Source organism: Chitinophaga alhagiae, assembly GCF_003568665.1.
Taxonomy (GTDB): Bacteria; Bacteroidota; Bacteroidia; order Chitinophagales; family Chitinophagaceae; genus Chitinophaga; species Chitinophaga alhagiae.
Map to the genome: position 1 here is coordinate 2,025,415 of NZ_QXMH01000001.1, position 14,286 is coordinate 2,039,700.

General features: G+C 51.7%; 13 protein-coding genes. 6 read left to right on the forward strand and 7 right to left on the reverse strand.

Features of this window, described 5'->3' with window-relative positions; translation table 11 throughout:
• The first annotated feature begins 203 nt into the window (after positions 1-203).
• Together D3A97_RS08230 and D3A97_RS08235 are read left to right on the forward strand one after the other, a co-directional pair.
• Positions 204-746 (forward strand): RNA polymerase sigma factor, encoded by a 543-nt coding sequence (locus D3A97_RS08230; protein ID WP_232825883.1) that lies wholly within the window; start codon positions 204-206, stop codon positions 744-746.
• Positions 746-2,296: an energy transducer TonB family protein gene (locus D3A97_RS08235; RefSeq protein ID WP_119077894.1), complete on the forward strand. Its 1,551-nt coding sequence runs from the start codon at positions 746-748 to the stop codon at positions 2,294-2,296. The genes D3A97_RS08230 and D3A97_RS08235 overlap by 1 nt, the downstream gene beginning before the upstream one ends.
• 126 nt (positions 2,297-2,422) lie before the next feature.
• On the opposite strand, the gene D3A97_RS08240 is transcribed toward D3A97_RS08235, so the two are convergent.
• From D3A97_RS08240 to mutY, 6 genes are all read right to left on the reverse strand, one after another.
• Positions 2,423-3,802, reverse strand: coding sequence for a LutB/LldF family L-lactate oxidation iron-sulfur protein (locus D3A97_RS08240; RefSeq protein WP_119077895.1), 1,380 nt, complete (start codon positions 3,800-3,802; stop codon positions 2,423-2,425).
• Positions 3,803-3,889: 87 nt separating this feature from the next.
• Positions 3,890-4,474, reverse strand: a complete 585-nt coding sequence (locus D3A97_RS08245; RefSeq protein WP_119077896.1) for a DUF3109 family protein — start codon at positions 4,472-4,474, stop codon at positions 3,890-3,892.
• Between the two features lie 7 nt (positions 4,475-4,481).
• On the reverse strand, positions 4,482-5,078 hold the full coding sequence (gldD, locus tag D3A97_RS08250; RefSeq protein ID WP_119077897.1) for a gliding motility lipoprotein GldD: 597 nt from the start codon (positions 5,076-5,078) through the stop codon (positions 4,482-4,484).
• Positions 5,075-6,379, reverse strand: a complete 1,305-nt coding sequence (gene gldE, locus D3A97_RS08255; RefSeq protein WP_232825884.1) for a gliding motility-associated protein GldE — start codon at positions 6,377-6,379, stop codon at positions 5,075-5,077. Before gldE ends, gldD begins: the two co-directional genes overlap by 4 nt.
• Before the next feature lie 176 nt (positions 6,380-6,555).
• The gene (locus tag D3A97_RS08260) at positions 6,556-7,032 is read right to left on the reverse strand and encodes a single-stranded DNA-binding protein (RefSeq protein ID WP_119077899.1); all 477 of its coding nucleotides are present in this window, start codon (positions 7,030-7,032) and stop codon (positions 6,556-6,558) included.
• Positions 7,033-7,148: 116 nt separating this feature from the next.
• On the reverse strand, positions 7,149-8,207 hold the full coding sequence (gene mutY, locus D3A97_RS08265; protein WP_119077900.1) for an A/G-specific adenine glycosylase: 1,059 nt from the start codon (positions 8,205-8,207) through the stop codon (positions 7,149-7,151).
• Between the two features lie 224 nt (positions 8,208-8,431).
• Here mutY and D3A97_RS08270 point away from each other — a divergent pair, with 224 nt between their 5' ends.
• From D3A97_RS08270 to D3A97_RS08285, 4 genes are all read left to right on the forward strand, one after another.
• Positions 8,432-8,719: an HU family DNA-binding protein gene (locus D3A97_RS08270; RefSeq protein ID WP_029464490.1), complete on the forward strand. Its 288-nt coding sequence runs from the start codon at positions 8,432-8,434 to the stop codon at positions 8,717-8,719.
• A gap of 192 nt (positions 8,720-8,911) precedes the next feature.
• The gene (locus D3A97_RS08275) at positions 8,912-9,595 is read left to right on the forward strand and encodes a tetratricopeptide repeat protein (protein ID WP_157986419.1); all 684 of its coding nucleotides are present in this window, start codon (positions 8,912-8,914) and stop codon (positions 9,593-9,595) included.
• Between the two features lie 453 nt (positions 9,596-10,048).
• On the forward strand, positions 10,049-11,596 hold the full coding sequence (locus tag D3A97_RS08280) for an Rne/Rng family ribonuclease (RefSeq protein WP_119077902.1): 1,548 nt from the start codon (positions 10,049-10,051) through the stop codon (positions 11,594-11,596).
• A gap of 117 nt (positions 11,597-11,713) precedes the next feature.
• Positions 11,714-13,396: a L,D-transpeptidase family protein gene (locus D3A97_RS08285; protein ID WP_119077903.1), complete on the forward strand. Its 1,683-nt coding sequence runs from the start codon at positions 11,714-11,716 to the stop codon at positions 13,394-13,396.
• Here D3A97_RS08285 and D3A97_RS08290 read toward each other — a convergent pair.
• Positions 13,382-14,176: a CPBP family intramembrane glutamic endopeptidase gene (locus D3A97_RS08290; RefSeq protein WP_157986420.1), complete on the reverse strand. Its 795-nt coding sequence runs from the start codon at positions 14,174-14,176 to the stop codon at positions 13,382-13,384. The two genes, D3A97_RS08285 and D3A97_RS08290, sit on opposite strands and share 15 nt — an antisense overlap.
• Positions 14,177-14,286: the final 110 nt, after the last annotated feature.

Sequence of the window (14,286 nt, forward strand, 5' to 3'; positions counted from 1 at the left end):
CAAACAGGTTAGCCCTTTTTAGTTGAGTATGTACAGGCTGCTCCTGTTATTTTTCGTTCAACTCTTTTATTGCCGGTGTGGAAGTTCATCCCATCCAGGCCCAGCACGTTCTTGCATGCCCCGTGCGTGGGGTTTCAACACTACATCATTTTACCATTAATTTTGTACTATTGTCATCGCAGATGCCATTCTTACAGCAACATATGATGAAGGAAGCCGATGATGCGCAGTTGATCCGGGAATACAAGGAAACGGGAGAACTGACGTATCTGGCCGCGTTATATGAGCGCTATATGGATTTGGTATACGGCGTATGCCTCAAATACTTTGATGAAGAGGCCAGCAAGGATGCCGTGATGCAGATCTTTGAAGAACTGATTGACAAGGTGAAGCAGCATGAGATCGAACGCTTCCGCGGGTGGCTGCATGTGCTGGCCCGTAACCATTGCCTGATGAAGATCAGGGCCGCCAAAGGACGGGTAGTGTCTATAGAAGACAACGGGTTTATGGAATTGGGGGAAAATAATCATCCTGATAATGGATTTAGCCTGGAAAACGATCTCCAGGCCATGGAAAAGTGCCTGGAAGGCCTGCCGGAAGAGCAGAAGCGGAGCGTACACCTGTTTTACCTGCAGGAGAAGAGCTACCGGGAAGTGGCAGATATTACAGGCTATGACATGAATAAAGTAAAAAGCTATATACAGAACGGGAAAAGAAATCTGAAGATCTGTATGGAGAAAAATTAATGGCTGATAATCAAGGATATATCAAACCTACCGCGGAGCTGATCCGCCAGTACCTGGAGGGCACCCTGGACGATAAGACCATGCATGCCCTTGAAAAACAGGCGCTGGACGACCCGTTGCTGGCAGAAGCGCTGGAAGGTTTTGCCATGCACCCGCCTGATCAGCAGCCTGCCCTGCAGGATTTACGGTCCCGCCTCGAAAGCCGGGTAAAGGATAACGAAAGGCCGGCCGCCGGTGGCGGCAAGGTGCGCCGCCTGGATTACAGGTGGCTGGCTGCCGCAGCCGTACTGCTGATAATAGCCGCAGGCGCCCTGATGATCATGGACCGCCCGCTGCAGCCTGTAAACGACATTGCCCAGGTGAAAGAGATCCCCGGTAAGGATTCTGCCGCCCCTGCGGCCGCCACCCCGTACACACTGCCCGCCCCGGCGGCATCTGAAGCCGATACTGCAGGGCAGGCGGCAGCCGCAGACGAGACAAAACCGCCGGCGTCTGAACCGGCCGCCAGCACCGCTAAACAGGCAAAAGACGCCCACACCCCGTTAACGGCCAGGGGAATACCATCTTCGAGGGCTGATGAGGCAGCGCAACCTGCGCCGCCGCCCGCAACGGAAACAGCTGGAACGCCTGGGCAACAGGTTTTGGCCAACCGTAAAACGGCTTCTGCTGAACAAAGAAACATCGGCAACAAACAATTATTATTGGGGAAGGCCAAGGCTGAAAAAACGGCACCACAGCATCTACCCCTGGCATACACGGAAAAAATAGACACTATCAGGATAGGCAAGTACGCCGCAGATTCTACTACCTACGCCATGCAGGCGCCTCCATCCAAGGTGGAAGGTAAAATAACCGGTGCGCGCAACCCTTATCCCAATTATAATAATGAGCATGATGAGCGCCTTATCAGCGGCGTGGTGGTAGATGCGGAAACCGGCCGCCGCCTGCCTGGCGTAGCTGTTATGGAGAGCGGCACCAACCGGGGCGTGGTAACAGATACTTCCGGCAATTTTGCCATGAGGGTAAGCCCCCGCAATGATGTGAAGCTGGACTTCTCCTACATCGGGTATGAAAAGACCAATGTGGCCGTTTCCGCTAACAGTGCTGATAAACTCAACGTGAAGCTGCCGGCCACTAACCAGGCGCTGGGAGAGACCGTAGTAGTAGTAGGTTACGGCGCGCAGAAAAAACGGGAGGTAACGGGGGCCACTGATATTTACATCAGGGGCATCAGCAGCCAGCCGTCAGAAAAAGCCAAAGCCCCGCACCCGGCCGTGTCTATCAAAAATTACAGTGACTACCTGGAATCCCGCAGAAAGCTGGTGGTACCCGGCCTGCTGGAGAACAAAAGCGGGCAGGTGCGTGTATCCTTCACTGTGATGCCTGACAGTACGTTAAGGCACTTTAAAGTACTGGAGTCTATGGGCGATGTAGCCAACAAGGCCGCTATCAGGATCATCAAGGAAGGCCCCAAATGGGCGCCTGCATCTAACGGCAAAAGGGCTGCCGCTGAAGTAACAGTGCCGCTGCTGCTGCTGAAGCAGGAGTAAACTTGCTAAAAAAGAGCAGGGCATATCAGTGAATAGAGCGCCCCGAAAAGTTAGACACTTTTGGGGGGCACCACAAAACCCGATACGCCCCTGTTTTATATCCTTTGGAAGTTTTTCGGTACTGTTTTATTTATTCTTCTCCTTCCACAACTGGTTGAAAGATTTGGGTGCAAAAATGGGCATGCCCCTCTCATCGTCTCCCCACGCTTTCCCGAAGAGTTTGCCGATCACCATGTTTTTGGTTTTCCCGCCAACCAGGTTCATCATCCTGCGGCTGAGGCAGGCCTGTTTCCAGCCGAACCAGCCCAGTTTTTCGCCGCCTGAGGTGTGGTGCTCTTCTACCGCTTTGTGGCGGTTGTGGAGCAGCAGCTCGTGCAAGTTGATGCGCACGGGGCATACTTCTGTACAGTTGCCGCAAAGGGAAGAGGCAAAGCTGAGGTGCATGTATTTTTCAATGCCTTGCAGGTGCGGGGTAATTACCGCGCCAATGGGGCCGCTGTAGGTGGTTTTGTAAGTATGGCCGCCAATGTTCTTGTACACGGGGCAGGCGTTGAGGCAGGAGCCGCAGCGGATGCAATAAAGGCTTTCCCGGGCTTCCACGTCTTTCAGAATGTTGGTGCGCCCGTTGTCAATAAAGATCACGTACATCTCTTCAGGGCCATCTATTTCTCCTTCCTGCCGGGGGCCGGTCAGAATGGTGTTGTAGGAAGTGATTTGCTGCCCCGTACCGTAAGTGGCCAGCAGTGGCCAGAAAAGGGCAAGGTCTGCAATGGAAGGCAATACTTTTTCAATGCCCACCAGCGCTATGTGGGTTTTGGGAAAAGACGTGGTAAGCCTTGCATTCCCCTCATTTTCCGTAACGGCAATGCCGCCGATGTCTGCAATAATAAAGTTGGCGCCGGTAATGCCTACTTCAGCGTCCAGGTATTTCTGCCGCAGTTTTTCCCGGGCTACCAGTGTTACTTCTTCCGGGCTGAGGCCGGGGTCTGAGCCCAGCTTGTCAGCAAAAAGCTGCGCCACCTGCTCCTTGCTTTTATGCATGGCCGGCGTTACAATGTGGTAGGGCGGCTCATTGTCCAGTTGCTGGATGTACTCGCCCAGGTCCGTTTCCACGCTTTCAATACCGTGTTCCTGCAAATAATCGTTCAGGTGGATCTCTTCCGTGGCCATAGATTTGCTTTTCACCACGGTTTTGCAGTTCTTGGCCTTGCAGATGGCCAATATTTCTTCACGTGCCTGTTCCGCGTTCTCCGCCCATATCACCTTGCCGCCGCGCTTCATGAAATGCATCTCGAAATCTTCCAGGTGCTTGTCAAGATGCTCAATGGCTTTCCATTTCACATTTTTGGCGCGCTCTCGGGCCGTGGGGAGGTCCGCAAACTGCTGCTTGCCGTTCTTCACGGCAGCATTATACTTGCTGATGTTGAAGTTGATGGTATTGCGGTGCCCAAGGTCCGCCGCTTTTACTTCACTTTCGGAAAGAAAGGTACTGGCCGTCTTGTTCATATGCCTGTAAAGATAATTAAAAAGTGTTCGGGTGTTTGAGTCCCTGACGGGATTGCAGCTATTGTATCAATAAACACAAAAATCGTATCAAATATCTTCTTCCTCCTGGTACTGACCGGTGGCGATCTTATCCAGCACGGCGTAAAATTCGGCACCGTACTTGCGGGTGATCGCTTCTTCCAGGAAGCGGTACACCGGTACCTGCAACTGGTTGCCCAGCTTGCAGGCGGGTTTGCAAATGCTCCACTTGTCGTAATTCACCGCTTCAAAGCTCTCGTATTTGGTGATGCGGATGGGGTAGAGGTGGCAGGAGATGGGCTTTTTAAAATCGATCACCCCGTCTTTATACGCCTTTTCAATACCGCAACCCACAAGGCCGTTGTCATCTATGGTGGCATAGGCGCAGATGGCCCCGTTTACAATGGGCGTTACGTGCCCGTGCTCATCGTCCCAGGTGTGGAAGCCCGTTTGTTCTATTTCCGCAATCCCCGTCTCTCGCAGGTACGGCTTTACTTTCGGGTAGATCTTTTTCAGTATGGCCAGCTCTGCTTCTTCCAGCGGCGCGCCGCAATCCCCGGCCACGCAGCAGGCCCCTTTGCAGGCGGTGAGGTTGCATACAAAGTTTTTTTCCACCACTTCGTCACTGATATATTTATCATCGATCACTATCATCGGTCTCTCAATTTGCCTTCCATTGCAGGGTTTTGACCAGGTGCCACATGTCTTCTTCCAGGAAGCGGTGCAGCGGCGCCAGGGAGTCCGCATTGGGCGGTGCGTAAAAATACAAAGCTCCGCGCAAAAAATGACGCCCGGAATCTGTAGCGTAAAACTGTTTGGCCGAGGCCGCGTTGCCACCCACCTCGTAAAACAGCCCGTGTACCCCGTGGCTGGTCTGAATATCCTGCTCCTCAATGGATGCTGCCTTGTAGGTATGCTTGTAGGTGAGCTTGAAGGCATCGTTCACCAGCTTGTCAAGGCTGTTGCGGGCGCCTATTTCCTTGTAGCTCAGGTAAATTTTACCGTTGAAGGAGGGGAAGTCAATATTGATCCACCAGGGATTTTCGGCCTTTTCGTCAAAAAAAAGGGTGTCTTTTACGATACCGGCATACACTGGGTACTCAAAGGTGTAAGGGTAGCCCGGTTCATTGAAGGTCTGGTATTTCTTTTCAGGCAGGTCTATCCTGAAATAGCCCCTGGGTTTGGGTGTGGAGCCCTGTTGTGCGCAGGCTGCCAGCAACAGGGGCAGCGCCGCCGCTAAAAAAATTACTGCTCTCATTCCGTTTCTACGCCAGATTTAATGGTCACCTGCACCTTCTGGATGCGCATTTTGGTGACTTCCAGTATGGTAAAATCAAAGTTCCCGTAGGTGATCACACTGTTCTCTTCCGGGAATTTGCCGGACAATTCCAGTATCAGCCCGCCAATGGAATCACTTTCGCCCTTTACGGCCTCAAAGGTATCAGGGGCAATGTTAAGGATGCGGCAAACATCATTGAGCATGGTTTTGCCTTCAAATACGTAGGTATGGTCGTTTACCTTGTTGTAGTTGAACTCTTCCTCGTCAAACTCGTCCTTGATATCGCCGATCACCTCTTCCATAATATCTTCCAGGGTAACAATGCCGGAGGTGCCGCCAAATTCGTCCACTACCACGGCAAAGTGCATGTGCCGGGTCTGGAACTCATTGAGCAGGTCTTCTATCAGTTTGTGCTCATGTACAAAAAACGGCTGGCGCAGTACTTCGTGCCAGTCAAAGGCATCTCCCTTGCCCAGGTGCAGCAGCAGGTCTTTGGTGTGTATTACGCCCACAATGGTATCCAGGTTGTTCTTATACACGGGGAGGCGGGAGTAATGCAGGTCTGCTACCTGTTTTACCACTTCGCTGAAGGGAGCGTCGTATTCAAGGCCGTTCACGTCCAGCCGGGTGCGCATGATCTGCTTTACGGCAATGTTGCCGAATTTGAGGATGCCGCGCACAATGTTCTTTTCCTCCTGGGAGGCGCCCGGTTCCACGCTCATTTCGATCACCTCGTCTATTTCCTGGTAGTTGATGGGCCGGGTGTTGCGATGAAAAAGACGGGCCTCCACGCTCTCGCTCAGGTTCACGAAAAAGTTGCTCACCGGTTCCAGGGTGGCGTGAATGATGTGTACGAACCAGGCAAAGTAGGTGGCAAAGCGCAGGTTGTTTTGCGTGGCCCACACCCTGGGCAATATCTGCCCGAAGAACAGCAGTACAAAGGTGATGATGGCAATACGCACCACAAAAGAGACCAGGGCCAGGTGTTGCAGGCTTTCTACCTGGTATATGAGGTAATTGGTGATGAAAATGAAAGCAATGTTGAACAGGATGTTGGCGATCTGGAGGGATGCCAGCAGGGATTTAGGGTTTTCCAGCAGCCGGGTGATCATTTTGCCCGCATTGTTTTGCCGGGTTTTCAGCACGTTCAGGTCTTTGTAATTCAGGGAAAAAAAAGCCACTTCCGCCCCGGAAACAATGAAGGTCAGCAGCAGGAGGAAGAAGATAACGAGCAGAAACACCACAATATTCGGCGATGGAGACGCCAGCTCTTGTAACAAAACACTCTTGAACGGTAAAATACCAGCCGATAGGTGAACCAAGATATTTAAGCTTTGGTCAAAAATAATGGGAAAGAAATTCAGTTTGCTGATTGAATCGCTTTCCCGCATGCAAATATAAAGAATGTACCGTTACGGGCGGATATTCTTGTAAAACCAGTGACCTTTAGGGTCTTTTAAAAGGGAAGATCGTCTGTCGCTTCGTTCATGGGCGGTATTTCCAGGCCTGTATAACCTTCTCCGTGGCCCTGGGTTGCATGCCCGCCGGATGTGCCGGAGGCATGGTGGTGAGGTACCGGGTGGTCCCCGTTGTTCACGTCCATCCGTTTGTCCAGCATCACCAGGTTATCGCCTACTACTTCCGTGGCAAATTTCTTGTTGCCTTCCTTGTCTTCCCAGCTACGGGTACGCAGGCGCCCTTCTATATACACCAGGCTGCCTTTGTGCAGGTATTTTTGAGCCAGCTCCGCCAACCCTCTCCAGAGTACTACGGTATGCCATTCTGTTTGGGAAATGAGCTTGCCGGCACGGTCTTTAAAAGTTTCGGTAGTAGCCAGGGAGAATTTGGCTACTGCAATATTGCCTTCCAGGAATTGAACATCGGGGTCTCTGCCAAGATTGCCAATCAGGATTACTTTATTAACACCTCTCATAATTGTAGGTTTTAATCTGTCCTATTATAATATAGTTCTGCTCACGGTCAACCTTACTAAAGTTAATGTTTTTTTCCAATCAACACATCAAATTTTTAGCCCTGTTCCGCGTGCCGTCAACGTTGCAGGTAATCCACAATGATCTTGGGAAAGGCGTAGTTCTTCAATTGTTCTTCGGTTACCTGCAGGTATCCTTCCGGCATGTTGAACGCCGCCGGAACGGACAGCTGGAGGAACCGGGCATGAATGGTCTGGTGGGTGAGCTGTTGTTTTATTTCCACTGCGGGCGCCGTTATTTTATAGGCGTGCCTGCCCATGAGGCGTTGAAAGAGAGGGGATTGCAGCACTATTTCGTCTGCGGCGGGCGCAGGTGTTTCGATCAGCACAAACTCGTGCAGATTTTCCCATATGTCTTTTTCCGTGCGCTTGCGGATGAAGAGGAGGCCCTTCTTCCGCAGCAGCAGGTAGTTGAAATACCGTTTTCTGATCACCAGCTTTTTGGATTTCACCGGCACCAGGTCCGTAAGCCCTTGCTGGAAGGCTTGGCACCTGGCTGCCAGGGGGCAGCCCTGGCAGAGCGGTTGCTGGGGTTTGCATACCACCGCGCCAAAGTCCATGATGGCCTGGTTGTAAATGCCCGGTTGCCGCAGGTGCAGCACTTCGCCGGCCAATTGCGTAAACAGTTTTTTGCCGGCGGTGGTATCTGTAGGCGTATCAATGCCAAAATACCGGGCCAGCACGCGGTACACGTTGCCGTCCAGCACGGCGTGCGGCAGGTTGAAAGCAAAGGAAGCAATGGCGGCGGCGGTATAGGCGCCTACGCCTTTGAGCGCGGCAATGCCCTCATATGTTTGCGGGAACCGGCCTTTATGCGTGCCGGCAATGGTGCGGGCGGCGGCCAGCATGTTCTTGCAGCGGGCGTAGTAGCCCAGCCCCTGCCAGAGGCGGAACACTTCTTCGTCCGTGGCGGCGGCCAGGTGGGTTACGGTGGGGTAGGCGGCTATGAAACGTTCATAATAGGGCCAGCCCTGCTCCACCCGTGTTTGCTGTAAAATAATTTCAGACAGCCAGATGCGGTAGGGGTCTTTTTCGCCCTTCCAGGGCATGGCCCGGCTGTTTTTGACCCGGTCCCAGGTCATAATACAGTCAGTAAAAAAATTCCTAGTATCGGTCATTTGCCTAAAATAATTTATATATGTCGATGTTTTTGTATATATTCGTGTCCCGGAAGTCTTGATTCTCGCTGAATTGCAGTGATTTACGCTTTGACGGGAGCACAAATAAACGTATTTTTAGAATGCGCTATCTATAATAAAAAATATTAAATTTTATTTGCTTGAAAATTCAGCAATTAAATTTTTTTTAATAACTTTGAAAACAAGTAATCCTCCGCTTCATTATGAGAAAAGCTGATTTGATTAACAACATTGCTGAAAAAACCGGCATCCCCAAAGTAGATGTGTTAGTAACACTCGAAGCCATGTTCAAGGAAGTTAAGGAGGCGTTAGCAAATGGCGAACATATCTACATCCGCGGGTTTGGCAGTTTTATCACCAAGAAACGGGCTGCCAAAATAGGCCGTAACATTAAAAAGAATGTTGCCGTGGAAATTCCCGAGCACTACATTCCAGCATTTAAGCCATCTAAAGAGTTCGTTGCAGAAGTAAAGAAGCTCAAAAGTTCTTAGATTTGCATCCTAATCTAATTTAGGGTGCAAAGAAATCAACTACTCGTTATTGGCCTGGCTGTCGTTGTAGCAACGGCACTGTTCGCATTTGGCCGTATTACGCCAAAGGTGCACGGGCATGAGCATGCCGCTGCGCCGGGGGGGGCTATGCCCCAGGGCCAAAGTGCCGTAGCGGCCAATTTTTCTGACCTTTTGAAGAAAGCGAAGGAGAAGGTTCCCGCAGACAAGCTGGTGGAGATCACTAGCCTTGAGAATACCGTTGTACGCGGTGATGTAAAAAGCCAGCAGATTGCTGCCTACCAGCAATTATATACCATCTGGGACGGGCTGAACGAGCTTCCTATAGCCGCCCATTACGCCGCAGAATCCGCCAAGTTGGAAAATTCCGGAAAAAGCCTCACCTTTGCAGCCAATTTATTTTTGGAGCATCTCTCGCATACGCAAGACGCAGGCGTTAGGGTGTGGCAGGCCAATACGGCCCTGGAATTGCTGGATAAGGCTATTGCGCTTGAACCAAACAATGACACGCTGAAGATAAAGAAGGGGGCCCTGCTGGTAAGCAACACCGGGGAGCCTATGAAAGGCATCGGCATCCTGCGGGAGGTGGCTGAAAGGAACCCTGACTTCCTGGACGCGCAGCTCACACTGGCCAATTTCAGCATTACCTCCGGCCAGTATGACAAGGCCATTGAGCGTATGGAAAGTGTGCTGGAGCGCCACCCGCAAGAACCTAAAGCGTTGTTCCTGCTGGCCGTGGCCTATCAGAGCAAGGGAGACAACGCCAAAGCGGTAGAACTGCTCAGGCAGTGCCGGAAACTGATCAAAGACCCGTCACTGGCCGCCGAAATAGACGGATATATTAAAAGCATTCAGTAAGCTCCGGCCTGCTGTCAAATAAAATTATAAACATTTAAAAAAATACAAGCGTATGCCTTGCGGAAAGAAAAGAAAAAGACATAAGATCGCAACCCACAAACGGAAAAAAAGACTGAGAAAGAACCGTCATAAGAAAGGCAAGAAATAATCCTCCTGTTTCCCCGCCATTTATACTGCACAGGTATAAGTAGCCGGAGGCGGACTCGATAAATTTTTTATAGCAATCCTGCATGATTTTAGCTTTAATTGTTAAATTGCTAAGGTCATGCAGGTTGTTTCGTAGATCGGCCTAAAAAATCCGGACTTCACCCTGTATATATCACTAAACCCTTTGCAATCCTCTCTCGTGTGAAACGCCGGTTCCCAGACCGGTATCATTTGGGCATGCTGTACTTTTGCCTGGTGAAAAAGGACGGCATAAAAGTGAAGTATTTATGGATAAAATTTTGACGCTTGAATAAGGAATTGATTATAAATGCCGCACCCTCCGGTGTTGAAATTGCATTGCTGGAAGATAAGAAGTTAGTAGAGCTGCACCACGAAAGCGGTAACCCTAACTTTGCAGTGGGAGACCTTTATTTGGGCAAAGTAAAGAAACTCATCCCCGGCCTTAACGCCGCCTTTGTGGATGTTGGCTTTGAAAAAGACGCCTTTCTGCACTATACAGACCTTAGCCCCTACATCCGCTCCATTCTCAAATTTACCCAACAGGCTATTAGCGACAAGTCGGAAACATTCGATTTCGCCAAGTTCAAGAACGAGCCCGAGATCGTCAAAACCGGCAAGATCACCGAAGTGCTGGGCGGCAAACCCAACATACTGGTACAGATCCTGAAGGAGCCCATTTCCTCCAAAGGCCCCCGCCTGAGCTGCGAAATATCCCTTCCCGGCCGCTTCATCGTGATCACCCCGTTCAACAACATTGTAGCCGTTTCTAAAAAGATCCATTCTTCTGAAGAAAGGAAAAGGCTGCAAAAGATAGTGGAGGCCATCAAGCCCCATAACTTTGGCGTAATTGTGAGAACAGCGGCGGAAGGCAAAAAAACGGCCGAGCTGCATGAAGACCTGACCACCCTTGTGAGCACCTGGAAAACCATCCAGGAAAACCTCCGCGGCTCCGCGGCCCCCCAGAAGATACTGAGTGAACAGACCAAAACCACCAGCATACTGAGGGACCTGCTCAACGAGAGCTTCAACCGCATCGTGATCAACGATAAAAATATTTATACGGACACCAAAACGTATATCCAGAAAATAGCGCCGGAAAAGCAGGACATTGTGACCTACTACCACAACGGCGCCCCTATTTTCGATCACTTTGGCGTTACCCGGCAGGTAAAGGCTTCTTTCGGCAAAACCGTGAACCTGGATAGCGGGGTGTATCTCATTATTGAAGCTACGGAAGCCCTGCACGTCATAGACGTGAACAGCGGCTACAAAAGCTCCAGCAACAACCAGGAGCAGAACGCCCTGGCCTCCAACCTCGAAGCGGCGGCCGAGATAGCGCGCCAGCTGCGGCTGCGCGACCTCGGGGGCATCATTATCATAGACTTTATTGATATGAAGCTGCCCGAGAACAAAAAGACGGTGTACGAAGCCATGGAAAAATTCATGGTGCTGGACCGGGCCAAGCATACCATATTGCCCATCTCCAAGTTTGGCCTGATGCAGATCACCCGGCAGCGGGTAAAACCGGAGATCACTATTTCTGTGGCGGAAGATTGCCCCGCCTGCAAAGGCACCGGAAAGATCGGCGCTTCCATGCTCATTGTGGAAGACATCGAAAAAAATCTCCAGTACCTGCTCAATCACCAGCACAAAGGCCTCACCATCCGCGTACACCCCATCCTCTACGCGTACCTCACCAAGGGCTGGCTCAGGTCGAGACAGTGGAAGTGGTACTTCACCTACAAAAAGTGGATCAAACTCAAGGGTGACTCCAACTACCACCTCACAGAATACCGCTTTTTTGACGCCAACGATGAAGAGATCAAGCTCTAAAAACCACACCACCGATATTTGAAGGGAACAGCCGCCGCTGTTCCCTTTTTTATTCCTGCACAATTGTTGCTTACTTTTGCCGCAACATACTCATCATAAAATTGTTATACCTCTGTTATGATCAAAAGAACCTACTACTCACTATTGCTTGTTGTATTGCTGGCGGCTGCCTGCCGGCAGGGCGGCAAAAAGCCCGTATCCGAAGCTGTTAACCGTGATACCACCCATTACGCCAAACAGGAATACATTGCCCAGACGCTGGACAGTAGCCAGGTAGGGGCCTTTCTGGCACAACATGCGGAATTTGCGCCATACGGAGAGCTGATCCGTGAATTTTATGACAAGCGCGGCTACCACTACGCCTGGATAGATGAGCATGGTGTAACGGAACAGGCCGGCGGCTTCCTGAACATGATGCGCAGCGACGAGGAAAGCGGCATTACCCAAGGCGGTTTGCTGGACAAGAGCAGGGCCCAGGCCCTGTACGATTCCCTGGCCACGCAGGGAGACAGCCTCAACCGGAACGATACCATTGTGCCCATTACAGAGCTGACGCTTACCGGCCAGTTTTTCGTATATGCCAACCAGGTATGGGGCGGTATGACGAGTGATTCCGCCAAAGACCTCGAGTGGTTCATTCCCCGTAAAAAAATAGATGTGGAAAGCGTGCTCAACGCCGTTATTGCCAACCCCAAAAAGGGCATTACGGAAGAAGAGCCGGTAAACCGCCAGTACAAGCTGCTGCGGGACGAGCTGCAGAAAATGGCCGTGATCGTGAAAGAACACCCTGCCTGGGATTCCCTGCGCATGGAAGATAAAAAGAAAACCTATCAGAAAGGGGATTCCTCCACCGTGATTGCCGGCGTAAAAAAGCGCCTGCAGCTGCTGGGAGATATGCAGGACAAAGACTCCTCCACGCAGTACACCCCTGTGCTGGACTCGGCGCTCAGAAGCTATCAGGCCCGCATGGGGCATAAGCCGGACGGGGTGATACGCCCGCAAACGCTGGCGGCTCTCAACCGCCCGCTTCAGCACTACATGCATCAGCTGCTGCTGAACATGGAACGCCTGCGCTGGGTGCCTGTGGAAGTATCTACAGACTATATACTGGTAAACATCCCCGAGTTCAGGATGCATGCGTATGAAGACGGCCAGCTGGCCTGGAGCTGCAACGTGGTGGTAGGCACCCCCGGCGCCAGCACGGTTATTTTCAGCAGGGATATGAAATACGTGGTGTTCAGCCCCTACTGGAACGTGCCGCCCGGCATTCTCGGCAATGAGGTGATACCCGGCATCAGGCGCAGCGGCGCGTCATACCTGGCGCGGCACAATATGGAAGTGGTGGGGGCCAGCGGCAAGGCCATTTCGCCCGGCTCTATTAATTGGAGCAAATACTCCGGCCGCAACTTCCCTTATATAGTGCGCCAGAAGCCCGGCGGCTCCAACTCCCTGGGCCGTGTAAAGTTCCTGTTCCCGAACGAGTACAACATCTATCTGCACGATACGCCTTCCAAGGGCCTCTTCAATGAGACCCGCCGTTCTTTCAGCCATGGCTGCATCAGGGTGGCCGAGCCCAAACACCTGGCCCAATGGGTGCTGCGGAAAGATTCTACCTGGACGGAGGCAAAGATAGACGCCGCTATGAACGCCGGGAAAGAAAAATATGTAACGCTGAAAAACAAATTGCCCGTGTTCATCGGGTACTTTACCGCCTGGGTGAACAGTGAAGGCAAGCTCAACTTCCGTGATGATGTGTACGGGCACGATGCCAAGCTGGCCAAGCTGCTATTTGGCAAATAACACCGGGCGTTTAACGGTGCTGCCGGGCGTAATGCTGCGAAGAAGGAAATAACCCGCGGCCAGCGCCAGGGCGCAGCCGAGCACCAGGCCAGAGTATGTATAAGGGTCTGTAACGGCAAACTGCAGCGAGCCGCCGCTCAACGCAATAACCGCTGTGGCGGCATTGTGTACGAGGTGTATCAGAAAGCAGCTGCAAAGGTCGCGGAGGCGGAGGTAAAAGTAACCGGCCAGCAACCCCAGCAGCAACGCACCCGGCATTTGCGCGGGGTCAGGGTGTGCCAGCATGAACAGTAACGAGCTCTGGAGCAAGGCCACCCCGCCGGAATATCTTTGCAGCAGCGCTTCCATCACGATGCCGCGGAACAGCAGCTCTTCCATAAACGCGCTGAGCATTACAGACACCACAATGGCGTAGAGAGACCCGGTGTGAATAGACGTAAAAGACAGTTCCGGCCAGGCCGGCAGGGGCTGCACGTAAGCCAGCGCGTCTTTCACCACTACCAGCGCCAGCGCCATGGAAAACGCCAGCAGAAAGGTGTCTACGGAAATGTTGATTTTCGGGACCAGCGTGAAATTATCTTTCAGCCGCACCAGTGCATATACGATCATTGTTACGCCAGATGCCAGGAAAACGCTCAGGAGCAGGGACGGGTATTGGAGCAAGTCATTGCCGGCCAGCAGCCAGGCAAGCGCAAAGCCAAGGACCCAGCAGCCATACAGCATGAGCTGCATTTTCCAGGCGCCGTTGAGAGAAAGACCATTCAGGGTTTTGACATACATAATCGGGAAGATGATGTTTGCGATAGATAATGGTACTTTGGTTGAACAGGTTACTAATATAAGCATTTTGTATATGCGGCGCAATATTATTCCCTCAATTGACGGAGCGC